The sequence below is a fragment of the Rheinheimera sp. UJ51 genome, from assembly GCF_020819615.1.
Classification (GTDB): domain Bacteria; phylum Pseudomonadota; class Gammaproteobacteria; order Enterobacterales; family Alteromonadaceae; genus Alishewanella; species Alishewanella maricola.
The window spans coordinates 343,518-367,598 of sequence record NZ_JAJHOG010000002.1 but is presented as its reverse complement, the minus strand read 5'-3'; the positions used below and the strand labels follow the sequence as shown (position 1 = coordinate 367,598).

Sequence of the window (24,081 nt, the reverse complement as noted above, 5' to 3'; positions counted from 1 at the left end):
CGACATTGTGCGCAACCTTTTGTTATTTATTTTAAAAAGTAGCGCATACGGCTTAGCGCTCGCCTTTATTCTTATCTTGTTTTTCCCCAACATCGCTCGGGTTGACTTGTCTTTATGGCAAGCACCTCGTGCCGAGCAAAATACCGCGCCGGTTTCTTATAACCATGCGGTACGACGTGCTGCGCCAGCGGTGGTAAATGTCTATACACGCAGTCGCATTGTCGATCCCCGCTCATTACAACCTCGCACCATTGAACGGCAAGAGTTAGGTTCAGGTGTCATTATGTCGGCGCAAGGCTATATTCTGACAAATTATCATGTGGTGTATGGTGCCGATCATATTGAAGTGGCTTTACAAGACGGTCGCTGGCTAGAAGCCGTGTTAATCGGTCAAGATGAAGTGTCTGATTTAGCCGTGCTTTATGTACAAGCCGACAACTTACCGGTGATCCCGCAAGATCCTAATATCGAACCACAAGTTGGCGATTTGGTATTAGCTATCGGTAACCCACTTAATTTAGGTCAAACCATCACGCAAGGTATTATCAGTGCTAATGGCAACCATGGGTTAAGCTCTCGGGGCTATCCTGACTTTATGCGAATGGATGCCGCCATTAACAAAGGCAATTCTGGCGGTGCACTGGTAAACAGTAATGGCACCTTGGTTGGCATTAATGCTGCCGCATTCCAAGTACAAAATCAGGATATCCAAGGTATTTTCTTCGCCGTGCCCTATCAACTCGCCCGTATTATTATGGAAAAGCTCATTAAACATGGCCGAGTTACACGCAGCTATTTGGGCGTTGCAGGTCAAGCTGTCATCAACGCTGCGGGTGATCCTTTATTTTCATCTGGCCAAGCGCTGTATGGTTTGCGCTTAAGTGAAGTCACCAGTAATGGCCCTGCGGCAATGGCTGGCTTACAAGCCAATGACATTATTTTGGAAATTGCCGGACAACAATTTCAAGATATGCGGCATGCGTTAAACTTTATCGCTGAAACGCCCCCCGATACCGAGTTACAAATCACCATCGACCGTAACGGTCAGCGTATGGTGATCCCAACCATCGTTAGGGAACAGCCGCGCCGCTAAATGCGCACATAAGACGCATCAGCTGATTTAATCAGTTTTAAGCAATAAAAAAAACCGCATTTCTGCGGTTTTTTTATTTACAAGCAAAGGCTTAACCGTTTACTCGCTCAATGTGCGCACCTAAACCTTGTAGTTTATGTTCGATATGCTCATAACCACGGTCAATATGGTAAATGCGATCCACCACTGTGGTGCCTTTAGCCACTAAACCCGCAATCACTAAGCTTGCCGAAGCACGTAAGTCGGTTGCCATTACCTGAGCTGCAGTTAACGATGGGCTGTGCTGACAAACTGCTGTATTTCCTTCTAAGCGGATTTTCGCGCCCATACGTTGTAATTCAGGTACATGCATAAAGCGATTTTCGAAAATCGTTTCAGTGACAACACCAACACCTTCAGCTACCACGTTTAACACCGTAAACTGGGCTTGCATATCTGTTGGAAAGCCTGGGTGAGGCACCGTTTTAACATCTACCGACGTTAACTTTCTTCCGGTCATGTTTAAACGGATCCAATCAGCACCTGTTGTCACTTCAGCACCGGCTTCACGTAATTTCTCTAGCACAACTTCTAGATCACTTGGTGCTGCTTTTAAACAGGTAATATCGCCACCGGTTACCGCCGCTGCCACTAAAAAGGTGCCTGTTTCAATACGATCTGGCAGAACACGATGCTCCCCCCCCTGTAACGAAGGCATGCCGTCAATCACTAAGGTGTCGGTACCGGCACCGCTAATTTTCGCACCTAGGGTATTCAGATAATTAGCTAAATCAACAATCTCTGGTTCACGAGCAGCGTTTTCAATGACCGTACGACCATCGGCTAAGGTCGCCGCCATCATCAAGTTCTCGGTGCCTGTCACACTGACCATATCCATTACTAAGTGCGCGCCTTTTAAGCGTTTAGCCTGCGCTTTGATATAGCCGTTTTCAACCGTGATCTCTGCGCCCATTTTACGCAAACCGTCGATGTGTAAATTGACGGGTCTAGCACCGATAGCACAGCCACCGGGCAAAGAAACCTCAGCTTGACCAAAGCGTGCCAATAAAGGGCCCAGCGCTAAAATAGAGGCACGCATGGTTTTCACCAAGTCGTACGGGGCAAATTGATTACTAATTTGGCTGGCATCAACAATTACGACATCCGCATCACACTCAACCTTGGCGCCAAATAGCTGCAACAGCTTAAATGTCGTTTCGATATCTTTGAGTTTGGGTACATTGCGAATAGTGGTTGGTTGCTCAGCTAATAAGCTTGCAAACAGAATAGGCAGAGCGGCATTTTTTGCGCCCGATATCACGACTTCACCTTGTAGTGGGCCGTTGGCAGTAACTAAAAACTGTTGCATAGCGGATCTCAGAGCGGAGGGTTTAAAAGTTTTTCTCTGCGCCACTGCTGTGGCGTAAAGGCCTTAATACTTACTGCATGCATACTGCCATCAGCAATCGCTGCCATTAACGGGCTGTAGACAAGCTGCTGTTGTTTAACACGGCTTAAGCCGTCAAAACAATCACCTACGGCAGTAACTGCGTAATGTGAGCCGTCAGCTTTAACATAAACTTCTGCCAGTTGCAGTTGTTCTTTTAACAGTTGCTCTATCTGAGCAATTTCCATAACTACACCTTAATTGGTTATAGGCAAAATGTCGGTCACTGCACTTACCTTAGCAAGTGAAAGTAGCTGTGCCGGCACCTTGATAATTTCAATTTGTATCTTCAAGGTCTTGGCGCGTGCAATCTGCTGGATCAGCCAAGCTAATCCTGCCGAGTCTACATTGGTTAACGCCGAGAAATCAAAGATCACCTTACCCTGCAACTTATTTAACAACGTGAAGGGTGAATGCATCATTAACGTATCGCGATCGAGTTCACCACTAAAAAACAGCGTTTGATCGGTTTGGCTGATTGCTAATGCCACCTGTTACTCCGAAGTGCTTGCACTATCATCGTCGGCTAACTTAACCGGCTCTTTAGATTTTTCTTTCAGCAACTCAGTCACACTGGCCAAACCTTGCTGTCTGATCAAGTTATTTAATTCAGCGCGTTTGCTATCGAGTAAAGAAATACCTTCGGCGATTAAATCGATCACCAACCACGTTTCCGCATTGCGTGGACGGCGCAATTTAAAATCAATAACGATGTCAGGTTTGCCAGGATCCATCACCCGAGTACGAATAGTGATAATACTTTGATTACCAATCACTTTGGATGGCTCAATCATCACTTTTTGTTCTTTGTAATAGGTTAAAGCTCCAGCGTAAGAACCAATCATATATTGTTCAAAGGCTTTCACAAAATCATCAAAGGCTTTTGGATCTTTACGAATATCTACGGTACGGCCAACAACGATCGCCGCAGCATAACGGCTATCAATATAAGGTAATAATTCTTCTTGCACTATCACCCGCAAATGTTCTAAATCTTGGTTAATAATCGGCTGATCTGTTTTCACCCGATTAAAGGTTTTGTCTGCAACCACTTCGATCATTTTGTAAGGATCGGTATAAGTTTCGGTTGCTAGCGCAGGTAAGACTAAACCTGCAGTTAATAGCAAGGACGCACTCACCTTTTGCAAAAAAGCTCTCATTAATTCCCCCGGTTGAATAAAAACTGTCCAATTAACTCTTCGAGCACGATAGCTGAACGCGTGTCTTCTATGGTATCACCGTTACCTAGCATCAATACGGTGTCATCGACAAACCCTGGTAGCAAGCCAACATATTGTTCACCTAATAAGCCTGAGGTTAAAATCGCCACTGAACTCGTTTCAGGAAAGTTACTGTACTCAGCGTTAATTTCTAACTTAACCACTGGCGTGTAACTGACGCGATCTAATTCAATTGAGCCAACACGGCCAACAATTACGCCACCCACCTTAATGGGTGAACGCACTTTTAAACCGCCAATATTGTCAAACTTGGCATACAAGGTGTAAGTTTGCGAAGCACCACCAAAACCGGTGTCAGCTACTTTTAAGGCCAACATTAAAAAGGCCGCACAAGCCAAGACAATAAAGCCGCCAACTAAAATTTCAATTTTACGCGTGGTCATTTTTTATCCACCAAACATTAATGCAGTTAATATAAAATCAAAGCCTAAAACAGCCAATGATGCCGTGACTACCGTTTGAGTGGTGGCACGACTAATACCTTCCGAGGTCGGGATGGCATCAAAACCTTTGTGTAATGCAATCCAGATCACCACGAGTGCAAACACTGCACTTTTTATTACACCATTTAACACATCCTGATACAGGTCAACGTTAGCTTGCATAGCAGACCAATAGCTACCTGCATCGACACCTAGCCATTCTACACCAACCAAATGGCCACCTAATATGCCCACAGCATTAAATATCAATGCCAGTAATGGCATGGCAACCACCCCCGCCCAAAAGCGTGGAGCGATAATACGACGCAGCGGATCAACTGCCATCATTTCCATACCGGATAATTGCTCAGTCGCTTTCATTAAGCCAATTTCTGCGGTAAGCGCGCTACCGGCACGACCTGCAAATAACAGCGCGGTGACTACCGGGCCTAACTCGCGCAGCAAACTTAGCGAGACTAACGGGCCTAACATGCCCTCTGCGCCAAACTTTACTAAAACGTTATAACCTTGCAGTGACAGCACCATGCCGATAAACAAGCCGGACACGAGGATAATCATCAACGACAACACGCCAATGACATACAATTGTTTGATAAACAACGGGAAGCCTTTACGGAAATCGGGCTTACCCACTATGGCACCAAATAACATGATACCTGCACGACCAAAACCACTGATGGTACTGAGCGTTTGATGGCCTATTTTTTGTAATCTATTTGCGATCACTTGCCGAGCTCCATTAATTCATCTTCATAAGCTGCAGCTTTATAATGAAAGGGCACTGCCCCGTCTGCATCGCCATTTAAAAATTGCTGCACTAATGGCGATGGATCGGCACGTAATTGCTCTGGCGTACCTTGGCCAATCACGGTTTTATCTGCCACAACATAAACGTAATCGGCGATACTCATGACTTCTTTTACATCATGCGACACCACGATAGACGTTAAACCCAAGGCATTATTCAGTTCGCGGATCAGCCGCACAATAACCCCCATTGAAATAGGGTCTTGCCCAGCAAAAGGCTCATCGTACATAATTAACTCAGGATCTAAAGCGATTGCCCGAGCTAAGGCAGCACGTCTTGCCATACCACCGGATAATTCAGCTGGCATCAAATCACGTGCACCGCGTAAACCTACGGCCTCCAGCTTCATTAATACAATCAATCGAATTAACGACTCTGATAAACGGGTGTGTTCACGAAGTGGAAAGGCCACGTTGTCAAATACCGATAACTCGGTAAATAAGGCACCGCTTTGAAACAGCATGCTCATCTTTTTACGGGCTTGATATAAAGCTGAACGTGACAATTTAGGGATATTTACGCCATCAAACAGAATATTGCCGCTGTCTGGGATCAATTGACCACCAATGAGTTTTAACAGCGTTGTTTTACCAATGCCGCTAGGCCCCATAATGGCGGTAACTTTTCCCCTGACAAACTGCATAGACATATCGCGGTAGATCACTCGTTCTCCGCGTGAAAAGCTCAGGTTTTGGATATCGACCAACACATCAGACAACGTTATTTCTCCAGTTCTCTTTGCAACCAGTCAGCTCTCGTTAAACGGGCAATCTTGCTAAGGGCGCGCATGTTATATACATTCATAACAGTTTACAATATGAGCAAAGTGGCAAAGTGTGCTTATTGTAAACGCTATGAGAGAGTAAGTCGTGGCAATAATTCGAAACGATCAGCAGGTATTTTCGAATAATGCTTGGCGTAGGTGTTTTTACCGAGGTTTTTTTGCATTTAGCAGCAAGAAACGGGAAAATACCCTTTTTAACTGTTAAGCAGACAATGGACACCATGATATCACCTTTGTTATTAGCCATTATCTTCGTTATCGTCGGACTCGTATTGTTGATTTGGAGTGCTGACCGTTTCGTATTCGGCGCGTCATCTGTTGCTCGCAATAGCGGTGTTTCGCCAATGATTATCGGATTAACGATTGTTGCGATGGGTTCATCCGCGCCAGAAATGTTGGTCTCGGCAACAGCCGCAGCACAAGGACGACTCGACACCTCGGTTGGTAACGCTTTAGGTTCCAATATCACAAACATCTTAATGGTCATTGGGGTTATTGCCCTATTCAAACCGATAACAGTTGCTTCATTAACCTTGAAGCGCGAATTTCCGTTAATGCTGTTTTTCACCTTTGTTGGATACTATTTTTTATCAGACCATAACTTAACGCGGGCTGAAGGTATTATCTTGCTTATCGCTTTTTTCAGCTTTATCAGTTTGTTGGTGTACTGGGGTAAGCATGCCAGCCCAACCGATCCGCTTATCAGCGAAATTGAATCAGAAATTCCACCACCAACCTCTACCCTAAAAGCGGTGTTTTGGGTTATCGCCGGCTTAGTGTTGTTATTAGCCAGTTCACAGCTATTGGTTCAGGGTGCAGTCACCATTGCGCGTTATGCTGGAATGAGCGATTTAATCATCGGCTTAACAATTATTGCTATTGGTACCAGTTTGCCCGAACTCGCCGCTAGTGTCATAGGCGTACTAAAAGGCGAAGATGATCTGGCGCTGGGCAATATTATCGGCTCGAACATTTTTAACATTTTAGCCGTGTTAGGCTTAGGCGCCGTGATTGGGCCTTCAACACTCGATGTTAATGCCGGTACGCGGGATAGCTACGTGATGATCGCGGCGGCCTTTGCACTGTTATTAATGTCAATACGTATCGGCAAGCAACAACGTATCAATCGATTAGAAGGTGGCTTGCTTTTAAGCGGCTTTATTGGCTACCAATATTTGTTATTCACTCATTTGGCGTAAACTTGGTTATGACCACAAAGACTTTCCGTGAACAGGCTTTAGCGGTATTACGCATCGAAGCCGAAGCCGTTCGACAACTTGAACAATATCTGAATGATGATTTTGAGCGCGCTTGTCAGCTGGTACTTGATAATAAAGGTAAAGTTATCGTCAGCGGTATTGGTAAATCTGGCCATATTGCCAACAAAATCGCGGCAACCCTCGCCTCTACCGGCTCTCCGGCTTTTTTTGTGCATCCAGGCGAAGCGAGCCACGGTGATTTGGGTATGTTGTCAAAAGACGATATCGTTATCGCCATCTCCAATTCAGGTGAAACAGCAGAATTACTGACCATAGTGCCAATTATCAAACGCATGGGTATTCCACTGATCGCCATGACCGGGAAAGCGGATTCTACGTTAGCGCGCTTGGCCGATATTCATTTATGTGTTGCTGTACCTCAAGAAGCTTGCCCACTTGGCTTAGCGCCCACCGCCAGCACCACGGCGACATTGGCCATGGGTGATGCCTTGGCTGTCGCAGTATTAGATATCAGAGGTTTTTCAGCCGATGATTTTGCGTTATCACATCCCGGTGGCAGCCTTGGTCGCAAGTTATTGTTGCGCTTAGAAGATTTAATGCATAAAGAGAATTTAGTGCCTATCGTACCGCAAGAGGCAAGTATTAAAGATGCCTTATTAGAGATTTCACGCAAAGGGCTCGGCATGACCACCGTGGTCGATGCACAAGGTCGCTTGGCTGGGCTTTTTACAGACGGTGATTTACGGCGCATTCTTGATCAACGTATTGATATTCACAGCACCTCCATAGCCAAGGTGATGACGGTCAATTGCATTACGGTAAAAGCAGAAATGCTCGCCGCAGAAGCGTTGAATATTATGCAGCAACGAAAAATTAATGGCCTGATCATAGTTAACGAGCAGCGCGAGCCAATCGGCGCCATGAATATGCACGACTTACTGCGAGCAGGAGTAATGTAACATGGACTTATATCGCCAGTTGTACCAAGCTATCAGTGATACTAACGCCAGCCGCGCGGCTGATATTAAATTACTTATCTGTGATGTCGATGGTGTATTTTCGGATGGGCGTATTTACTTAGGTAATCAAGGTGAAGAGCTAAAAGCCTTTCATACCCGGGATGGCTATGGCATTAAAGCACTGCGCCAAGCGGGCATAGAAGTGGCTGTGATAACAGGGCGACAATCGGCCATCGTGGAGCAGCGTATGAAATCGCTAACTGTGCCCTATATTTATCAAGGGCAAGAAAATAAAACGGCCGCGTTTCAAGCGCTGCTCGCTGAACTGCAATTAGATGCCAGCCAAGTCGCTTACATCGGTGATGATTTGGCCGATTGGCAAGTCATGCAACATTGTGGCTTAGCCGTCGCGGTAAAAGATGCACATCCTTATTTGCAAAAGCACGCCCATTTAGCCACGTCATTACCTGGCGGTTTTGGTGCAGTGCGCGAATTATGCGATCTGTTACTCATTGCGCAACAGCGATTTTTACAATTTGATGGCAGCAGCTCATGAGAAAGTTTTTTGTGCTCATCGTCATGTTACTCGTGATAGTCGCGGGCTACCTGTGGTTGAATCCCAACGTTGAGCAAGTGGATCTGCAAGTGGATCGAGAATTTCAACCGGATTACATTGCTGAAAATGTTACCTTGCGCATCTACGACAATGAGGGCTATATTGCCGATCATGTGCAGGCACTGAAATTAGAGCATTTTGAACAGCTCGGCTTTACGCAGTTTGATCAACCGCGCTATACCCTGTTTAATAAAGCGCATCAGCCTGCTTGGGAAATCAGTAGCTTACAAGGCGTCTGGTTTCCTGAAGATAAGATTATTTTGGAAAACCAAGTGGTTTTGCAAAACAAACAAACCCTAGGTTTAGTAGAGCGGGTTGAAACGGCCTCATTACAACTGATGTTGCCTGAAAAAAGTATTCATACGCATGAAATCGTTCAGATCACCGGCGCCGGTTTTTTCATTAAAGGGCAAGGTATGCATGTCGATTTAACAAAAGAAACCATGCAATTGCAAAAGCATTTAGAGACGGTATATTTCAATGAAAATTAATAGCTTAATGATTGTTCTGGCCTTTTTTTCTGCCGTCAGTTTGGCCGCCGAACCGGATCATAAACAGCCTATTTCGGTCGATGCAGATAAAACCTTAGCCTCATTAATTGACAGCATTGCCAGTTATGCCGATAACGTTGTAGTACGTCAGGGATCCATGTTGATCAAAGCGGATAAACTTGAAGTCGACGCCAGTGCCGGTAAAGGTAAAGAGGTGTTTATTACAACAGGCTCACCGGCGACCTATTCACAAACTTTGCAAGGTGATCGTCCTGTAACCGCTCAAGCGAATGAGATCCGATTTGACCGTGCCAGCCGCATTTTAACCTTATCGGGTAATGCCGAAGTAATGCAAAGCGGTAGCTTAGTGCGCGGTGCCGTGATCCGTTACAACATTGAATTACAACAATTAAGTGCTGAAGGTGAGCAAAATCGTCGCGTTACCACGATTTTCACCCCAGAAAACAAGGACACTCCATGAAGTTAGTGGTCTCGCACCTCGCCAAAAGCTATAAAAGCCGGCAGGTAGTGAAAGATGTCAGCTTAGAAGTTAATGCAGGGCAAATTGTCGGTTTATTGGGCCCTAACGGTGCAGGTAAAACAACAACCTTTTACATGATTGTTGGCTTAGTTCCCTCGGATAAAGGCACCATTACCCTCAACGAGCAAGATATTACTTTTGCTCCTATCCACCAACGTGCCCGCGCCGGCATTGGTTATTTACCGCAAGAAAGCTCGATTTTTCGTAAATTGACCGTGCATGAAAACTTATTGGCCATTTTGCAAACCCGCAAAGATTTAAGCACGCAACGCCGCGCTGAAATTGCCGATGATTTATTAGAAGAATTTCATATCGGTCATATCCGCAACAGTTTAGGGATGGCGTTATCTGGTGGCGAGCGTCGTCGGGTTGAGATCGCACGGGCGTTAGCCGCTGATCCCGCTTTTATTTTATTAGACGAACCGTTCGCTGGGGTTGACCCAATTTCAGTACTTGATATCAAAAAAATCATTCAACACCTCGCCCAACGTGGCATTGGTGTTCTCATTACTGACCATAATGTACGTGAAACGTTAGATGTTTGTGAAATCGCTTATATTGTCAGTCATGGCGAACTGATTGCAGCGGGCTCTCCGCAAGATGTTCTCGCAAATCAGCAGGTGCGTGATGTATACCTAGGTGAGCAATTCAGGCTATAGTAAAGAAGATAGAACGCAACTGCGCATTCAGGAGAGAATTACAGGTACATGAAGCCCTCTTTGCAACTCCGCCTAGGACAACAGCTTACCATGACGCCACAACTGCAACAGGCGATACGCCTATTACAGTTGTCTACCATTGAGCTACAGCAAGAAATACAGGAAGCGTTAGACGCGAACCCGTTACTCGAAGGCGACGATGATTTCGAACGTCAGCCAGATGAGGTTGATCACAGCCTTGGCAATATCAATCGCGATACCCTTGACGATCCACGCAACAAAAACTCAGAGCAAAAAGACGTAGCCGATCGCGATACCAGCGATGATCTGAATCAACAAAACATTCAAGAAGATTTACCGCTAGATAATAACTGGGATGACTTAGTCAGTGCCGCTCCAGTTAGCAGTGGCAACATGCCTGATGACGATATGGTGTATCAGGGTGAAACCAGCGATACCCTGCAAGATTATTTACGTTGGCAAATGCAACTCACGCCCTTTTCTGAAATCGACCGGGCTATTGCTGAAATCATTATTGAAGCCATCGATGACAATGGTTTTTTAAGTATCAGCTGCGAAGAAATACTCGACTCACTGCAATCTAACGAAGTCGAGGCCGACGAAGTTGAAGCCGTGATTAAACGCATTCAATTATTTGATCCGGTCGGGGTCGGTGCTCGTTCGGTGCAAGAGTGTTTACTGGTGCAATTACGACAGTTTGAGCCAACGACACCCTATTTAAATGATGCAAAACAAATTATTAGCAACTATACCGAATTTTTAGCGAATAGAGACTTTCGTTCTTTGATGCGCGTGACTAAACTCAAAGAAGAAGAGTTAAAGGAAGTCATGCAGTTGATCCACAGTTTAAATCCACGGCCGGGTGCGGATGTGATTAAACAAGAGCAACAGTATGTTATTCCTGATGTCACGGTGACAAAAGTAAAAGGTCGCTGGCAAGTCGAATTAAACGCTGATGCTATGCCCAAAATACGGATCAATCAGCAATATGCGGCGATGAGCAAAACCGCTAAAAACACCGCTGATACGCAATTTATTCGCTCGCACTTGCAAGAAGCTAAATGGTTTTTAAAGAGCTTAGAAAGCCGAAACGATACTTTGCTTAAAGTAGCCAATTGCATTGTGCAGCAACAACAAGCCTTTTTTGAGCATGGTGAAGAAGCCATGAAACCAATGGTGTTGAATGATGTTGCAGAAATGGTCGGTATGCATGAGTCGACGATCTCACGCGTCACCACCCATAAATATATGCATACACCGCGTGGAATTTTTGAACTTAAATTCTTTTTCTCCAGTCATGTTAGTACAGAGAGTGGTGGTGAATGTTCTTCCACTGCCATTCGCGCCTTTATTAAAAAATTGGTGGCGGCAGAAAATCCGGCAAAACCGCTCAGTGACAGTAAAATGGCGGAGATTTTGTTAGAACAAGGGATAAACGTGGCTAGGCGAACTATCGCTAAATACCGCGAATCGTTGTTTATTCCGCCGTCAAATCAACGAAAGACCCTGCTGTAAGTGTCTTAACTAAAAGGAAGAGTCTATGCAAATCAATTTAACAGGCCGTCACGTCGAAATTACCGAAGCCTTAAAAGATTATGTCGAGAATAAATTTGCTAAGCTAGAGCGTCATTTCGAGAACATTAATAATGTACATGTCATCTTAAACGTGGAAAAATTACAACAGATTGCCGAAGCTAAAATCCATCTCACCGGTGGTGAAGTGTTTGCGGTGTCTGAGAACGAAAACATGTATGCTGCGATTGACCAGTTAATAGACAAACTCGATCGGCAGGTCATTAAACACAAAGAAAAACTGTCACGACACTAAGACATTATTATGAATTTAAACGCGATGTTAGCGGAGAACTGCACGAAAAGTGCAGTTCTATTTAACAGTAAAAAACGTATCCTCGAATATATCGCCGAACTGGCTCACCAGCAGCTTCCCGAACTATCCGAATACACGATTCTTGAAGCCTTAATGACCCGTGAAAAACTCGGTTCAACCGGCATCGGTGGCGGCATCGCCATTCCTCACGGCAAACTTGACTGCGTAACCCAACCGATATTGGTGTTTGTGGTCAGTAAAGACCCTATCGCGTTTGATGCGATAGATAATCAAGCTGTCGATATTTTTTGCGCTATTTTAATACCCACGGAGCAATGCCAAACGCACCTAAGTACGTTATCCGGTATTGCCAAACTGTTAAGTCAGAAAGATTTAACCAAAAAAATCCGCCATGTCGAGTCAGATGAACAACTGTATCAGCTACTCCTCGACTATAGCCAAAAAACAGGTGAGTCATGAAACTACTCGTCGTCAGTGGCCGCTCAGGCTCTGGCAAATCGGTTGCTCTGAGAGTCATGGAAGATCTCGGCTATTACTGCGTCGACAATCTCCCGGTTAATCTATTACCGACTCTGGCAACTGCAGTAATGGGCCAATATGAACGCGTTGCCGTGAGTATTGATGTGCGTAACTTACCGGGCGATCCCGATGAGTTATCAGACATTTTGTCATATCTGCCGCGCAAGCTGGAACTGACGATTTTATATTTGGATGCGGATCACACCACGCTAATTAAGCGCTTTAGCGAAACGCGTCGCTTGCATCCGCTATCCCATCAAGCGATGTCGCTCGATGAAGCCATTTCGCGTGAACAACAGTTATTAGATCCTATCTCTAGCCGCGCCGATTTATATATCGATACCACTGAACTGAATGTGCATCAGTTGGCCGAGCAATTACGTGAGCGGATCTTAGGCCAAAAGACCGGCCGTTTAGTGATACTTTTTGAATCCTTTGGTTTTAAATATGGTATTCCAAAGGATGCCGACTTTGTGTTCGATGCGCGGTTTTTACCCAACCCACATTGGGAGCCGGATCTGAAACCGCTCACTGGTATAGATCAGCCTGTTAAAGATTACCTCGCTTCACAAGACGTGGTGGCAAAATACACGTGGCAGATCAATACCTTTATCGCCAGCTGGTTACCTCATCTCGAGCGTAACAATCGCAGCTACTTAACGATAGCGATTGGTTGCACTGGTGGCCAGCATCGTTCTGTGTATATCGCACAAAGCCTAGCCGAAACCTTCCGCAGCCAACGCGAAGATGTACAAATTCGCCATCGGGAATTAGTCAGACATCATGGCCGATAAGTTAGCTGCAACAGTCACGATTATTAATGCTCTGGGCCTACACGCACGTGCCGCCACCAAGCTAGTGCAGTTAAGCCAGCAATTTGATGCCAAAGTAGAATTAGTGCAAGAAGATGGTAAAACAGCAGATGCCGCTAGCGTACTGGCCTTGTTGATGATGGCCAGTAGTAAAGGTAAAACCTTGACAGTGACCACCGAAGGCCCTGACGCTGCTGAGGCATTAGAGGCGATCACTTTATTAATTAATACCGGTTTTGGCGAATAGCGTAAAGCCTGTGCTTTACGCTATTGTTAGGTTGTTTAGGGTAAATTCGATTTAATATGCGAACGGCTGCTGTTTTGTAACTGTCCTCGCTTCAATTCTTGCTCACCTGTAGTCCGCGCAATCGCCTCAGTGCGATGATGTAGCGCGGCTTTAATAAGCATATGTGCACTGATTGGCGCGGTGATCAATAAGAAAATAGTAATCAACAATTCATGCACGCTGATCTCACCGGGTGTCGCACTAAAAAATAACATCGAACCTAACAAAATACCGCCCATGCCCAAGGTGGTTGCCTTTGTTGGCCCATGTAAGCGCATAAAAAAATCGGGCATCCGCGTTAAACCAATCGAGCCAATTAACACAAAGCTGCCACCGAGTAATAAAAAGAAGGCAATTGCCCATTCTATCCAATTTTGCATACTGTCTCCTATTCGATGATATCGCCACGTAATAAAAACTTACACACGGCCACCGTACTGACAAAACCTAACATGGCAATTAATAACGCGGCTTCAAAATACAATGAGGTGCCCATCAGCAAGCCATATAAGATGATCAGGGCGATGCTATTAATGTACATGGTATCGAGCGCTAGGATGCGATCTGGCAAGCTTGGGCCACGTACTAAACGCCATAGGTTAAGTATCAAAGCCAAACTGATCATACCAAAGACTAAAAAGATAACATTCTCTAACATTGAAAGATCTCCTTTAGCGGGGCTTCATAGCGCGATTTGATCGAAGCAATCAGCTCTGCTTCGTCTTCTAAATTCAGCACATGAATTAACAACCAACGCTGTTTTACTTCTTCACCTTCTGCCAGCATTTCTTTAGTCGGGTAAATGTCCGCGCTTACCGTGCCAGGGGTCATCGACACGGTACTGGCTAAAATGGTGATAGGCAGTTCATGCTGTAAATCCAGCGGCACCCGCACAAAAGCGGGTTTTAACCGTTTAGTCGGCCCTAAGATTAATACCGCGACCTGCGCATTTGCGGTAACAATATCCATCAAAACCATAAGAATATAACGTAGCGCCAAAATGGGGCGTTCAATCAACGGCTGAGGATCTCGGAACTTAGCACTGATCCAAGGGATTAATAACGCCAACACGAAACCAAAAAACAGATGCACTGGCGCGACACTTTGATTGAGTAGTAACCATACTAAAAACAACAAGACGCTGCGATAGGGTGTTGGCAACCAGCTGTAACGAGGTTGTAATCTCATTGAGCACCTCCAGACACGCTAGATTCAAGTAAAATCGTGGAAATCGTTTGTGACACATCTTCAAGCTGCACCGCTGCCGCCACACTTAACTCGGTTAAAGGCCCGGCAAACACCACCAGCATTGGGCTAGCTAACAGCAACAATGACACGGCAAAAACCTGTAGCGGTAAGGCTTTATCCCCGCCCGACTCTGAACCGGTAACGCGCCAAAACAAAATACTGCCCGCTCGTGATAAGCCAATTAACACCATTAGGCTGCTCACCAGCACCACTGACCATAACAGGGCTTGCTGCAATGGCGTAACAGCCGCTTGCAGGATCATCAGCTTACCGATAAAGCCCGATAACGGCGGTAGACCCGCTACCGTTACCGCAGCAGCAAAGAACAGGCTACCCAGCAATACCGGCTGAGCAACGCGACGCCCAGACACTAAGCGATCACCGGCTTTACCACGTTGATTAGCAATCATGTCGGCCAATAAAAATAAGGCACCGGTCACTAAGGTGGAATGTACGGTGTAATACAACACCGCAGCGGTAGCGGCCGTATTCTGCATAGCGACTAAACAGACTAAAGTGCCCACCGATACGATAACCAAATTGGCCACCACCTTGCGAAAATCCAAGCTGCCCATCACCCCAATGGCCCCCAGCACAATGGTTGCTAAGCCAAAGGGCCATAACCAATTCATGCCTAAACCGGCTAAAGGCCCTGCAGACTCACCAAAAATCGTGGTGTACACGCGGAGCAAGGCATAGACACCGATTTTCGTCATCACCGCAAATAATGCGGCTACTGGCGGCGACGCTGCAGCGTAGGTGTCGGGTAACCAAAATTGTAATGGCAAGATGGCTGCTTTTAGCGAGAAAACGATCAACAGCAATAAGCCACCGGCTTTGACTAACAACACATCTTCTGGTGGTAAGGTTGAGACTTTTAAAGCCATGTCGGCGATATTAAGGGTACCTAAAGCACCGTATAAAATCGCCAGCGAAAACAAGAATACCGCCGAACCGGTTAGGTTCAACACCACATAATGCACGGCCGCTTTGGTTTTGTTTTTACCACCCGCGTGAATTAACAGGCCATAAGAGGCAATCAGCAACACTTCGAAAAACACGAACAGGTTAAATAAGTCGCCGGTTAAAAAGGCGCCATTGATCCCCATAATTTGGAAGTGAAACAGCGGATGAAAAAACGAACCGCGCACATCCTCGCCAGCCGCACCGTAACAAATCGCCGCCAGGGCTAAAAAGGTGGTTAAACAGACCATCACCACACTGAGGGTATCGGCAACAAGAATAATACCGAACGGCGGCTGCCAATCTCCTAAGGCATAAAAGGTTAAGCCATTTTGCTGAGTTTCCCAAAGTAGAAAGCATGAAATGATCAGTTGAATTGCCGTGGCAATAATACTGACTAAGCGGCGCCGATTGGGTACATAGTGCACCGGCGGCAGCATAATGATAATGGCGGTTAAGATGGGTAATAAAATGGGAGCAATAATCAAATGACTCATGCGCCGTTCTCCTTACGACGACCGTCGCTATCAGGCAATTTACCATCGACATGGTCATTACCAAGATCTGAGCGCGCGCGAATGGCTAAAATAACTAAGAACGCCGTCATAGCAAAGCCAATAACAATAGCGGTGAGCACCAAGGCTTGAGGGAGCGGATCAGCATAGTTTTCAGACATCCCCAATACCGCAGCACCTTGTAAGTTAAGCCGACCGGATGAAAATAAAAATAAGTTCACGGCATAAGACAACATGGTTAACCCCATGGCTACCGGAAAGGTTCGGCCGCGTAACATCAGAAAGACGCCACAGGCAGTTAGAAAACCAATACAACAGGCTAACAAGGTTTCCACTAGATCGTCTCCTTATGCACCGGACGGTGCAAGGTCGTCATTTTACCTAAACTCGATAAAATCAGCAGTGTCGCGCCGACCACGGTTAGGTATACCCCTAAATCAAATGCAATCGCACTGGCCAGTTCTAACTCACCTAGGATAGGCAGATGGAAATAATCAAACCATGACGTTAAGAACGGTCGACCAAAAGCAAAGCTTGCCACACCCGTAACGAGGGCGATCAATAAGCCGATTGCGATAACACGTTGATATTCAATATCCATCCGTGATTTTACCCAATCTACACCGTGAGCAATGTATTGTAGGATCAATGCCACAGAGGTAATTAAGCCTGCAATAAAGCCTCCACCGGGTAAGTTATGACCACGGAAGAAAATATACACCGACACCATTAATGCCAATGGCAGCAAACTTTGTGACACCGTCGCTAATAACAACGGATGGCGCTCGCGACTCCAAGGCCGTCCCTCACCATCACTACTGGGTTTAAACAACGGAATACGTGTTAACAATTTGAAGATACCCAAGGCAGCAATACCCAATACGGCAATTTCACCGAAGGTATCAAAACCACGGAAATCCACTAAGATCACGTTAACCACGTTGGTACCGCCACCACCGGTTTTGGCATTCGCTAAGAAGAAATCAGAAATAGAGGTAAAGGGCCGCGTCATCACCGCATATGCCCAACTGCCAATCACAATACCCACTAGCCCCGCCAAGCTGATATCACGGATCACACGAGAGGGTTCAGACTGACTCGGTGTTTTATGCGGCAAGAAAAATAAGGCTAACATCAATAAAATGACCGTGACAACTTCAACCGACAGCTGTGTTAGCGCGAGATCGGGAGCGGAGAAACGGGTAAAAGCAATCGATACCATCAGCCCCACGACCGAAATCATCAACAGCGCCACCACGCGTTTACGATGCCAAATCACCGTGGCCAAAGCACTGATCAGCAGTAATGCGGCACCCGTGGCGTTTACCGCATCAATCGGTAATTCTTCACGTCCACCGGCAAGTACCGACACATCCAACAACGGCAAGCCAGCCAGTATGACTACTGCTGACAATAAAAACACCATGTAACGCTGTAAAGAGCCATTATCGAGCCATTCATAAAAGTACCGACAATAACGATTAACGGTTTTAATGGCCAATTCAAAACTGTTCAGTGCATCTAAACCTGGCAAGCTATTTTGAAAATCAAATAAGCGTTTCCGATAACTGTAAATCAGTAAACCGCCGCTAATCGCTACCACACTCATAAACAATGGCAAATTGACACCGTGCCACAGCGCCAAGCTATAAGCAGGCACTTCTCCGCCTAACACTGCGCCCGCTGCAGATTGCAACAAGGCCCCTACTGCCCAAACCGGAAACAGGCCAATAACAATACACAGCACCACTAAAATTTCGACCGGCAAACGCATAAGATGCGGCGGTTCATGCGGTGTTTTCGTTAAGCCCCGTGGCTCACCATTGAAAAATACATCGTGAATTAATCTTAACGAGTAGGCGACAGAGAATACCGCAGCAATCGTTGCTAACAATGGAATAAGCCAAGATAGTGCACCGAGTAAATGCTGATCCAATGTTTCGGCTAAGAACATTTCTTTAGATAAGAAACCATTCAGTAACGGAATACCGGCCATCGACGCGGCCGCTATCATCACTAACGTACCGGTGATCGGCATGTAGGCCCACAAACCATTAAGTTTTCGCATATCACGCGAGCCGGTTTCATGGTCAATAATGCCCGCCGCCATGAACAAAGAGGCTTTGAAGGTAGCATGGTTAATGATATGAAAAATCGCGACCACCGCCGCTAACTCTGTTCCCATCCCTAATAGTAGGGTGATTAAACCTAAATGGCTGATGGTGGAATAAGCTAATAAGCCTTTTAAATCATGTTTAAATAACGCCAAATACGCACCAACTAACAAGGTGGCTAAACCGGTTAAACTGACCAAGATAATCCACAAATCAGAACCGGCCAACGCCGGATAAAACCGCGCCATTAAGAAAATACCGGCTTTTACCATAGTGGCAGAGTGTAAGTAGGCACTCACTGGCGTAGGAGCCGCCATGGCATTGGGTAACCAGAAATGAAATGGGAATTGCGCTGATTTGGTAAAACAGCCCAATAAAAACAGCACTAATAAAATAGGATACCAGCTGTGCGCTAGCAAAATGTCAGCACTGGCTAAAATCACATCGAGATCATAGCTGCCAACAATACGGCCAATTAATAACAGCGCCGCTAATAAACAAAGACCACCGGCACCCGTGATGGTTAACGCCATCCTGGCGCCGCGCCGCGCTTCCGATTTATGCCACCAAAAGCTGATCAGCAAAAAGGAGCTGATACTGGTGAGCTCCCAAAACAACCAAAGCTGTAGCACATTGTTGGATAACACAATACCCAGCATCGCGGTCATAAAGAACATCAAAAAAGTGTAGAAGCGCGGCATCGAATCAGCTGCAGAGAGATAAAAGCGCGCATAGAGGATAATCAGCAAGCCAATACCTAAGATCAGCAAGCTAAATAAATAGGCTAAGCCATCGAGTCGCAAAGCAACATCCAGGCCCAGTACCGGCACCCAAGCCAATGAAAAACGCAGTGTTTCACCGGCGAAGACCGCAGAGGTTTGGCTTAACAGTAAAATAAAAGCCAAAGCTGGCGGTAACGCCGTTAACAGCGCACAAGCACTACGCGACCATTTTGCTGTCAGCATGGGTAAGCTAATACCACACAGCGGTAACAGTAGGATCCACAACAAAGTCATAAGGTTTTTGCTTCCTCGTTAACGTTCACAGACCTGACACTCCTCACTGCTGCATTCATTAGACCATTGAAATACTGCTGATGTTAATCAGCCATTTATCACGTGTAATACGTTTGGCAGATGATTTGCTCGAGCAACAGAGGTAGGCAGAAAAACAAATTGTCAGGAAAACTGCGAATATTTATACCTGCATCACATCAAAATGTCTATTAAAGTCGGTTGCCAATGCCGTCTAATCCCTATAAATACAGGGGTTATAGCGCTTTTGCTGCTTGGTAACATTAACTTAAACGGCCTTTTTATCCGGTGTATTTTAGACCCAATAGCCCTAGTTGGGATAACGTGTAACGGCTTAACAACCGCTTGTTGCCCACTACCCCATGGCAATATTTGCTATTCCTGACTATATTTTGACTATCTGCGGCAGCAAATACATGTAGCCGCTCCTGTTTGAATAAGAGATCAGCATGGCCATAATGACGGTTAACGAGGTTGCTCACTTTTTAGATATTACCCCTATACGGGTAGAACGCTTAGCCAGAGAACATCTATTGGTACCCTGTGATAAGGCGAATGACGGCAAACCGTTGTTTGCCGAAGAGGATGTGCAACGCTATAAAGTGTTAGCAGAACGTTTAGGCGGGCTTTAACGCTAGCAACTGCGCGAGCTTATTTTGCCAACGGAGTGCGGCGTCCTGATCGGGGCTGGCTTGATACCATAACCAACAAAAACCGCTGTATAACCGCTTAGCTAGGTGTAAACGTTCGGCTAAGCTGTGCCGACAATCGCGTGCCGTTTGGCTATGGCTAAAATGCCTTGCGCTAAGATACGCTTGCAGTAATTGTGTTTCTTCAGCCTGGTTTAACTGATAGTTCAAGCAAATCGCTGCTAAATCAAAGCTACTGTCGGTTAGCTGCGCATATTCAAAATCTAATAACCAAATCTGCTGTTTGGCCCACAGCACGTTGCCCTGATGCAAGTCCATATGGCATAACACCCGATCAAACGGCAAGCTTTGCATCTGCTCAGCACTGTGTAGCAAGGCGGCAAATAAGGTGGCTGCCGGCTCTAAACTGGCCAACTGACTATTATCCATCAGCTGCCGTAAGTACTGACTCACCTGCAAAACAGGGGTTTGTATGGTTAATGAGTGTAATTGAGCCACGACTACAGCTAACTGTGTTAAACGCTCGGTGTTTAGCGCTAAAGGTATGCCGTCGCTAATGTAATCGCTGATCAGTAATTGTTGATGATTGTTTAAAGCTAAAGGTGCCGGCGCAAGACCAATTGCGGCGGCGGCATGCTGACAACGTAATTCTTGCTGTCGGCAGACGCCTAGCGTATCTAGCGGGTAACGGCGTAAGACATATTCGCCGCGCTCGGTTTTGATGTAATAATTCAGATTGCTTTCACCTGAAGCCAATGGCCGCACGATTAAAGGCGGATGGCCACTGAAGAACTCAAGATGTTCGCAAAAACGGCTTATAGCCGCGCTGGATCCAACGTCGATGTTTGCTGCAGTTGATAATGACTGCGCCATGCAAAATACCCAACTAAGGCAATGATGGTATACAGCATAAACAAGGCTGTTAGAAAATAAAGGTGTTTTTGCGCATAAACATAAATTGATACCGCATCTATCACCACCCAATATAACCAATTAGACACTAATTTCTGCGCCACTAACCACGTTGCAACCAAGCTAAACGCGGTTGTTTGTGCATCTAACCAAGCAAAATCAGCGTGAGTGTAATGCTCCATAAAATAGCCTAAAACCAAGCCTGCGATTGCCGTACCGCTAACCAGCATAAGGTGCCATTGCCAGGGGCGCTCGAACACCGGCGCCTGACCTTTGCCATGTTGCTGTTGGTATTGCTGCCAGCGGCGCCAACCATATAACGCCATACCGGCGTAATACAATTGCAACAACGCATCCGACAACAAGGCAGAATCCCACATCACATGGCTAAATAACAAGGTGCTGAGTAAGGCGGCAGGCCAACACCACAGGCTTTGTTTTAACGCTAAAAACACATAAGCCAACGCCAATAATGTCGCAATCAGTTCAATACTGTGCAGTAATTGCCAATCACTGATCACCTTACTCAGCAGTTCATTCATGGCCGTAAATCACCTGGAATAAATTTACACACAAACACCAATTTACCATAAGTTTGCATCGACCATTTCATGCATTTCTGCAAGGCTTGCATCACCGTATCGTAATCGCCAAAAATTTGGGTACTCATGGTATTGGTGATGATGTGCAAATCGGCTTGATCTGCTAACAAATCGATAAAGGCTTGGATCGGCGCTTTATAATCGTTTGCTAACGGATATTTACTGATTTCTACTGATAGTTTCATTATGCTTTCCTTAAAAACTGTAACTGGCGGTTACACCAAAACGACGTGGCTCAGCAAATTGTTCGTACACCTTAGGAGCATATTCGTCACGGGGATCGTTGCCAAAGTAAAAACCTCTGACACCGGTTTCCTCATCAAAGGCATTACGCAACCATGCCGCGATTTGCCACTGTGCTACCTGATAATTCAAGCGTAAATTAACTTGTTCGCTGGCGGCAGCTTCGGCATTATGACCGTCAGAATAATAGAAACTGCTGCGCCCTTGCACTCCGGCTTGCAGTGACCATTGCTCGTTTAAAAACCAATCTACACCGATGCTGAAATTCACTCGCGGGGCATGTGCTTGGTCACGGCCCGTTAAATCTAAGCCACCATCGGTGACATACTGGCCCAGTTTAGAACGTAAATAACCGACATTAACGAACAACTGCAACGCCGCATGCGCTTGGTAACGGTTTTCCATTTCAATACCGTAGTTACGACCACTGGCGGCATTATCAATAAAGCCGGCAAACTCAGGGCCTAAATCGGGGTTAATCCAACCTTTTACCTGCATATCGTTACGCCACATATAAAATGCCGCAACTCGAGTCAGTAAACGCTGATCTAAACTGCTCCCTTTAACACCCAACTCCGCATTAACCACGGTTTCAGGTGCAAAACTGGCTTTCGTCGCTAACAGGGCGAAATCGCCGTCATCGGCTTTGGCTAAGGCTTCACCGTTGATACCACCCACTTTATAACCACGCGACACTAAGCCATAAATCATCGCTTGCGAGTTAACTTGATAATTTAAACTGATCTTGGCTCCCCACATGGTGGCATCTGGCGTTAGGCTGATACCGGCTACATCTTGATAATCATCGCTATACTGCTCAACACGCCCGCCCACGACCATGCTAAGCTGCTCAGTTAGCGCCGAAGTGGTCTCTGCATAAACCGACAGATTATTTCGCTGTAATTGACTGTCAAATAAGCGCATTGCGCTTTCTGCGCGACGAATGCGATTCAATGTCAAATCACGACTGCTAGCATACACGCCTAATACCCAGTCGGTATTATGCCAAAGTTGTGCTGCGGGTTTAGAGACTAAACGATAATCTAAAGACGATTGCTCACGTGAACGTAAATAGCGATCTTGGTAAGAATATTCCCACGGATGAATACCGCGATAACTCCAGTCTTCATCAAAGCCGTAATCAGATTGCGCATTTAAATAGCTAATTTGCCCTTGCAGATCGACAGCAGCAAACTCTTGGTAGGCAAAGGTGAGAGCTAAAGCCTTACTACGCAGCTTATCTTCACCCGGCTCATCTGATAAAGTGACACGATTTTGATCAAGTGAAAACGCATCGTAGCCATTTTGCTGGTCAATCAGATGGGCAATCAAGCCCAGCTGCAGGTGCTCAGAAGGTAACCAACTTAATTTAAAACGACCCGTAAATTCATCAATGTTGTTGGTGTCGTCGCGCTGTAAAAAAGCATTGTCAATAAAACCATCAGACAGCGCTTGGTCCAGCGTTAAGCTAAAGGCAACTTGCTCACTTAAGGGTGCACTGTAATAACCCGACAACTGCTGGCTATGATAATTTGCGACAGTGGCGCTGAGTTGCCCTTCTGGGCTAAATACGGGGTTTTTACTGGTGAAATTCAACATACCCGCCAGCGCATTAGTACCAAAGCGCGTAGCCTCAGGGCCACGGAATACTTCTAACTGTTCCGGATGCGCGACACTGCTGATGCCCAAACCCGCATAGTCAATACCATCAATTAGGATACCGACCGAAGGGTTAACCACATCGATAAATTCACTGCGCTCGCCAATACCCCGAATTTGAATAAAACGCCCACGCGAAGCACCGGCGGCAAAGTTCACGTTAGCAAATTGTTTTAACACCTCATCAAGATGCTGTGCCGATTGGCGCTGCATCTCTTGCTCAGACAAAATGACAACACTACCCGCCAGTTGTTGGATGTTTTGCTGACGAAAGTCGCCTTGCACGGTCACGCGCTCAATTTGTTGCTCAGTCGCATGCAAGTTAAGCGCAGACAATAAAGCGATAGATAAAACAGAATAGCGAAAAAACATA

Annotated in this window: 30 protein-coding genes; 13 read left to right on the top strand and 17 right to left on the bottom strand. The window is 45.9% G+C overall.

All coding sequences use genetic code 11. The features are described from left to right. The first annotated feature begins 7 nt into the window (after positions 1-7). Positions 8-1,093, top strand: coding sequence for a trypsin-like peptidase domain-containing protein (locus LMJ53_RS03740; protein WP_229584859.1), 1,086 nt, complete (start codon positions 8-10; stop codon positions 1,091-1,093). A gap of 91 nt (positions 1,094-1,184) precedes the next feature. Here LMJ53_RS03740 and murA read toward each other — a convergent pair whose 3' ends face one another. Genes murA through mlaF form a run of 7 tightly spaced genes read right to left on the bottom strand, consistent with a single transcriptional unit; the run spans position 1,185 to position 5,735 of the window. After that, positions 1,185-2,441: a UDP-N-acetylglucosamine 1-carboxyvinyltransferase gene (gene murA / locus LMJ53_RS03735; protein WP_229584858.1), complete on the bottom strand. Its 1,257-nt coding sequence runs from the start codon at positions 2,439-2,441 to the stop codon at positions 1,185-1,187. 8 nt (positions 2,442-2,449) lie between these two features. Further along, positions 2,450-2,707: a BolA family protein gene (locus LMJ53_RS03730; protein WP_229584857.1), complete on the bottom strand. Its 258-nt coding sequence runs from the start codon at positions 2,705-2,707 to the stop codon at positions 2,450-2,452. 9 nt (positions 2,708-2,716) lie between these two features. Continuing rightward, on the bottom strand, positions 2,717-3,010 hold the full coding sequence (locus LMJ53_RS03725; protein WP_229584856.1) for an STAS domain-containing protein: 294 nt from the start codon (positions 3,008-3,010) through the stop codon (positions 2,717-2,719). A gap of 3 nt (positions 3,011-3,013) precedes the next feature. Further along, positions 3,014-3,679 (bottom strand): ABC transporter substrate-binding protein, encoded by a 666-nt coding sequence (locus tag LMJ53_RS03720; RefSeq protein WP_229584855.1) that lies wholly within the window; start codon positions 3,677-3,679, stop codon positions 3,014-3,016. After that, positions 3,679-4,143: an outer membrane lipid asymmetry maintenance protein MlaD gene (mlaD, locus tag LMJ53_RS03715; RefSeq protein WP_226749367.1), complete on the bottom strand. Its 465-nt coding sequence runs from the start codon at positions 4,141-4,143 to the stop codon at positions 3,679-3,681. The genes LMJ53_RS03720 and mlaD overlap by 1 nt, the downstream gene beginning before the upstream one ends. Before the next feature lie 3 nt (positions 4,144-4,146). Continuing rightward, positions 4,147-4,929: a lipid asymmetry maintenance ABC transporter permease subunit MlaE gene (mlaE, locus tag LMJ53_RS03710; RefSeq protein ID WP_226749366.1), complete on the bottom strand. Its 783-nt coding sequence runs from the start codon at positions 4,927-4,929 to the stop codon at positions 4,147-4,149. Then, entirely contained in the window at positions 4,926-5,735 is an 810-nt protein-coding gene (gene mlaF, locus LMJ53_RS03705; protein ID WP_229584915.1) for a phospholipid ABC transporter ATP-binding protein MlaF, read from the bottom strand. The genes mlaE and mlaF overlap by 4 nt, the downstream gene beginning before the upstream one ends. A gap of 272 nt (positions 5,736-6,007) precedes the next feature. Here mlaF and LMJ53_RS03700 point away from each other — a divergent pair, with 272 nt between their 5' ends. The 11 genes from LMJ53_RS03700 to LMJ53_RS03650 are packed head-to-tail and all read left to right on the top strand — an operon-like array spanning position 6,008 to position 13,729. Next, positions 6,008-6,994, top strand: a complete 987-nt coding sequence (locus LMJ53_RS03700) for a calcium/sodium antiporter (RefSeq protein WP_229584854.1) — start codon at positions 6,008-6,010, stop codon at positions 6,992-6,994. Positions 6,995-7,002: 8 nt separating this feature from the next. Beyond that, positions 7,003-7,974, top strand: a complete 972-nt coding sequence (locus tag LMJ53_RS03695; RefSeq protein ID WP_226749363.1) for a KpsF/GutQ family sugar-phosphate isomerase — start codon at positions 7,003-7,005, stop codon at positions 7,972-7,974. A gap of 1 nt (position 7,975) precedes the next feature. Beyond that, positions 7,976-8,530: a 3-deoxy-manno-octulosonate-8-phosphatase KdsC gene (gene kdsC / locus LMJ53_RS03690; RefSeq protein ID WP_226749362.1), complete on the top strand. Its 555-nt coding sequence runs from the start codon at positions 7,976-7,978 to the stop codon at positions 8,528-8,530. Continuing rightward, entirely contained in the window at positions 8,527-9,081 is a 555-nt protein-coding gene (gene lptC / locus LMJ53_RS03685) for an LPS export ABC transporter periplasmic protein LptC (protein ID WP_229584853.1), read from the top strand. The genes kdsC and lptC overlap by 4 nt, the downstream gene beginning before the upstream one ends. Next, positions 9,071-9,562 carry a lipopolysaccharide transport periplasmic protein LptA gene (gene lptA / locus LMJ53_RS03680; protein ID WP_229584852.1) on the top strand — a complete coding sequence of 164 codons (492 nt, stop codon included), beginning with the start codon at positions 9,071-9,073 and terminating at the stop codon, positions 9,560-9,562. Before lptC ends, lptA begins: the two co-directional genes overlap by 11 nt. Then, on the top strand, positions 9,559-10,281 hold the full coding sequence (lptB, locus tag LMJ53_RS03675) for an LPS export ABC transporter ATP-binding protein (protein WP_226749359.1): 723 nt from the start codon (positions 9,559-9,561) through the stop codon (positions 10,279-10,281). Before lptA ends, lptB begins: the two co-directional genes overlap by 4 nt. Before the next feature lie 48 nt (positions 10,282-10,329). Continuing rightward, positions 10,330-11,817 carry an RNA polymerase factor sigma-54 gene (locus LMJ53_RS03670; RefSeq protein ID WP_229584851.1) on the top strand — a complete coding sequence of 496 codons (1,488 nt, stop codon included), beginning with the start codon at positions 10,330-10,332 and terminating at the stop codon, positions 11,815-11,817. A 25-nt stretch (positions 11,818-11,842) separates the two neighbouring features. Beyond that, positions 11,843-12,130 (top strand): ribosome hibernation promoting factor, encoded by a 288-nt coding sequence (gene hpf / locus LMJ53_RS03665; protein WP_226749357.1) that lies wholly within the window; start codon positions 11,843-11,845, stop codon positions 12,128-12,130. A 9-nt stretch (positions 12,131-12,139) separates the two neighbouring features. Further along, positions 12,140-12,610: a PTS IIA-like nitrogen regulatory protein PtsN gene (gene ptsN, locus LMJ53_RS03660; protein WP_229584850.1), complete on the top strand. Its 471-nt coding sequence runs from the start codon at positions 12,140-12,142 to the stop codon at positions 12,608-12,610. Next, complete coding sequence (rapZ, locus tag LMJ53_RS03655) at positions 12,607-13,464, top strand: RNase adapter RapZ (protein WP_229584849.1); 858 nt, start codon at positions 12,607-12,609, stop codon at positions 13,462-13,464. Before ptsN ends, rapZ begins: the two co-directional genes overlap by 4 nt. After that, on the top strand, positions 13,454-13,729 hold the full coding sequence (locus LMJ53_RS03650; RefSeq protein ID WP_229584848.1) for an HPr family phosphocarrier protein: 276 nt from the start codon (positions 13,454-13,456) through the stop codon (positions 13,727-13,729). Before rapZ ends, LMJ53_RS03650 begins: the two co-directional genes overlap by 11 nt. 35 nt (positions 13,730-13,764) lie before the next feature. Here the strand turns inward: LMJ53_RS03650 and LMJ53_RS03645 are convergent, their stop codons facing one another. Genes LMJ53_RS03645 through LMJ53_RS03620 form a run of 6 tightly spaced genes read right to left on the bottom strand, consistent with a single transcriptional unit; the run spans position 13,765 to position 19,624 of the window. Further along, positions 13,765-14,148 (bottom strand): Na+/H+ antiporter subunit G, encoded by a 384-nt coding sequence (locus LMJ53_RS03645; RefSeq protein WP_229584847.1) that lies wholly within the window; start codon positions 14,146-14,148, stop codon positions 13,765-13,767. 8 nt (positions 14,149-14,156) lie between these two features. Continuing rightward, positions 14,157-14,426 carry a K+/H+ antiporter subunit F gene (locus LMJ53_RS03640; RefSeq protein ID WP_226749353.1) on the bottom strand — a complete coding sequence of 90 codons (270 nt, stop codon included), beginning with the start codon at positions 14,424-14,426 and terminating at the stop codon, positions 14,157-14,159. Then, positions 14,420-14,956, bottom strand: a complete 537-nt coding sequence (locus LMJ53_RS03635) for a Na+/H+ antiporter subunit E (RefSeq protein WP_229584846.1) — start codon at positions 14,954-14,956, stop codon at positions 14,420-14,422. The genes LMJ53_RS03640 and LMJ53_RS03635 overlap by 7 nt, the downstream gene beginning before the upstream one ends. Further along, the gene (locus tag LMJ53_RS03630; RefSeq protein ID WP_229584845.1) at positions 14,953-16,476 is read right to left on the bottom strand and encodes a monovalent cation/H+ antiporter subunit D; all 1,524 of its coding nucleotides are present in this window, start codon (positions 16,474-16,476) and stop codon (positions 14,953-14,955) included. The genes LMJ53_RS03635 and LMJ53_RS03630 overlap by 4 nt, the downstream gene beginning before the upstream one ends. After that, positions 16,473-16,829, bottom strand: coding sequence for a Na+/H+ antiporter subunit C (locus LMJ53_RS03625; protein ID WP_226749350.1), 357 nt, complete (start codon positions 16,827-16,829; stop codon positions 16,473-16,475). Before LMJ53_RS03625 ends, LMJ53_RS03630 begins: the two co-directional genes overlap by 4 nt. After that, positions 16,829-19,624, bottom strand: coding sequence for a monovalent cation/H+ antiporter subunit A (locus tag LMJ53_RS03620; protein WP_229584844.1), 2,796 nt, complete (start codon positions 19,622-19,624; stop codon positions 16,829-16,831). The genes LMJ53_RS03625 and LMJ53_RS03620 overlap by 1 nt, the downstream gene beginning before the upstream one ends. 467 nt (positions 19,625-20,091) lie before the next feature. Here LMJ53_RS03620 and LMJ53_RS03615 point away from each other — a divergent pair, with 467 nt between their 5' ends. Beyond that, positions 20,092-20,274 carry a helix-turn-helix domain-containing protein gene (locus LMJ53_RS03615; protein WP_229584843.1) on the top strand — a complete coding sequence of 61 codons (183 nt, stop codon included), beginning with the start codon at positions 20,092-20,094 and terminating at the stop codon, positions 20,272-20,274. Here the strand turns inward: LMJ53_RS03615 and LMJ53_RS03610 are convergent. From LMJ53_RS03610 to LMJ53_RS03595, 4 genes are read right to left on the bottom strand one after another with little or no spacing between them, the layout of a single operon-like run. After that, positions 20,260-21,165: a phosphotransferase gene (locus tag LMJ53_RS03610; RefSeq protein WP_229584842.1), complete on the bottom strand. Its 906-nt coding sequence runs from the start codon at positions 21,163-21,165 to the stop codon at positions 20,260-20,262. The two genes, LMJ53_RS03615 and LMJ53_RS03610, sit on opposite strands and share 15 nt — an antisense overlap. Next, positions 21,108-21,746, bottom strand: a complete 639-nt coding sequence (pnuC, locus tag LMJ53_RS03605) for a nicotinamide riboside transporter PnuC (RefSeq protein WP_229584841.1) — start codon at positions 21,744-21,746, stop codon at positions 21,108-21,110. The genes LMJ53_RS03610 and pnuC overlap by 58 nt, the downstream gene beginning before the upstream one ends. Then, complete coding sequence (locus tag LMJ53_RS03600; RefSeq protein ID WP_226749345.1) at positions 21,743-21,991, bottom strand: hypothetical protein; 249 nt, start codon at positions 21,989-21,991, stop codon at positions 21,743-21,745. The genes pnuC and LMJ53_RS03600 overlap by 4 nt, the downstream gene beginning before the upstream one ends. Positions 21,992-22,001: 10 nt before the next feature. Then, positions 22,002-24,080 carry a TonB-dependent receptor gene (locus LMJ53_RS03595; protein ID WP_229584840.1) on the bottom strand — a complete coding sequence of 693 codons (2,079 nt, stop codon included), beginning with the start codon at positions 24,078-24,080 and terminating at the stop codon, positions 22,002-22,004. Between the last annotated feature and the right edge of the window lies 1 nt (position 24,081).

Excerpts from the sequence above, each read along its gene's own strand:
- LMJ53_RS03700 (WP_229584854.1), top strand. The coding sequence starts at position 6,008 with ATGGACACCATGATATCACCTTTGTTATTAGCCATTATCTTCGTTATC.
- LMJ53_RS03600 (WP_226749345.1), bottom strand. The coding sequence starts at position 21,991 with ATGAAACTATCAGTAGAAATCAGTAAATATCCGTTAGCAAACGATTAT.
- murA (WP_229584858.1), bottom strand. The coding sequence starts at position 2,441 with ATGCAACAGTTTTTAGTTACTGCCAACGGCCCACTACAAGGTGAAGTC.
- lptA (WP_229584852.1), top strand. The coding sequence starts at position 9,071 with ATGAAAATTAATAGCTTAATGATTGTTCTGGCCTTTTTTTCTGCCGTC.
- ptsN (WP_229584850.1), top strand. The coding sequence starts at position 12,140 with ATGAATTTAAACGCGATGTTAGCGGAGAACTGCACGAAAAGTGCAGTT.
- LMJ53_RS03645 (WP_229584847.1), bottom strand. The coding sequence starts at position 14,148 with ATGCAAAATTGGATAGAATGGGCAATTGCCTTCTTTTTATTACTCGGT.
- LMJ53_RS03595 (WP_229584840.1), bottom strand. The coding sequence starts at position 24,080 with ATGTTTTTTCGCTATTCTGTTTTATCTATCGCTTTATTGTCTGCGCTT.
- LMJ53_RS03640 (WP_226749353.1), bottom strand. The coding sequence starts at position 14,426 with ATGTTAGAGAATGTTATCTTTTTAGTCTTTGGTATGATCAGTTTGGCT.
- mlaD (WP_226749367.1), bottom strand. The coding sequence starts at position 4,143 with ATGACCACGCGTAAAATTGAAATTTTAGTTGGCGGCTTTATTGTCTTG.
- LMJ53_RS03695 (WP_226749363.1), top strand. The coding sequence starts at position 7,003 with ATGACCACAAAGACTTTCCGTGAACAGGCTTTAGCGGTATTACGCATC.
- hpf (WP_226749357.1), top strand. The coding sequence starts at position 11,843 with ATGCAAATCAATTTAACAGGCCGTCACGTCGAAATTACCGAAGCCTTA.
- LMJ53_RS03615 (WP_229584843.1), top strand. The coding sequence starts at position 20,092 with ATGGCCATAATGACGGTTAACGAGGTTGCTCACTTTTTAGATATTACC.
- lptB (WP_226749359.1), top strand. The coding sequence starts at position 9,559 with ATGAAGTTAGTGGTCTCGCACCTCGCCAAAAGCTATAAAAGCCGGCAG.
- LMJ53_RS03730 (WP_229584857.1), bottom strand. The coding sequence starts at position 2,707 with ATGGAAATTGCTCAGATAGAGCAACTGTTAAAAGAACAACTGCAACTG.
- LMJ53_RS03670 (WP_229584851.1), top strand. The coding sequence starts at position 10,330 with ATGAAGCCCTCTTTGCAACTCCGCCTAGGACAACAGCTTACCATGACG.
- pnuC (WP_229584841.1), bottom strand. The coding sequence starts at position 21,746 with ATGAATGAACTGCTGAGTAAGGTGATCAGTGATTGGCAATTACTGCAC.
- lptC (WP_229584853.1), top strand. The coding sequence starts at position 8,527 with ATGAGAAAGTTTTTTGTGCTCATCGTCATGTTACTCGTGATAGTCGCG.
- rapZ (WP_229584849.1), top strand. The coding sequence starts at position 12,607 with ATGAAACTACTCGTCGTCAGTGGCCGCTCAGGCTCTGGCAAATCGGTT.
- LMJ53_RS03650 (WP_229584848.1), top strand. The coding sequence starts at position 13,454 with ATGGCCGATAAGTTAGCTGCAACAGTCACGATTATTAATGCTCTGGGC.
- LMJ53_RS03630 (WP_229584845.1), bottom strand. The coding sequence starts at position 16,476 with ATGAGTCATTTGATTATTGCTCCCATTTTATTACCCATCTTAACCGCC.
- LMJ53_RS03610 (WP_229584842.1), bottom strand. The coding sequence starts at position 21,165 with ATGGCGCAGTCATTATCAACTGCAGCAAACATCGACGTTGGATCCAGC.
- LMJ53_RS03635 (WP_229584846.1), bottom strand. The coding sequence starts at position 14,956 with ATGAGATTACAACCTCGTTACAGCTGGTTGCCAACACCCTATCGCAGC.
- kdsC (WP_226749362.1), top strand. The coding sequence starts at position 7,976 with ATGGACTTATATCGCCAGTTGTACCAAGCTATCAGTGATACTAACGCC.
- LMJ53_RS03620 (WP_229584844.1), bottom strand. The coding sequence starts at position 19,624 with ATGACTTTGTTGTGGATCCTACTGTTACCGCTGTGTGGTATTAGCTTA.
- LMJ53_RS03720 (WP_229584855.1), bottom strand. The coding sequence starts at position 3,679 with ATGAGAGCTTTTTTGCAAAAGGTGAGTGCGTCCTTGCTATTAACTGCA.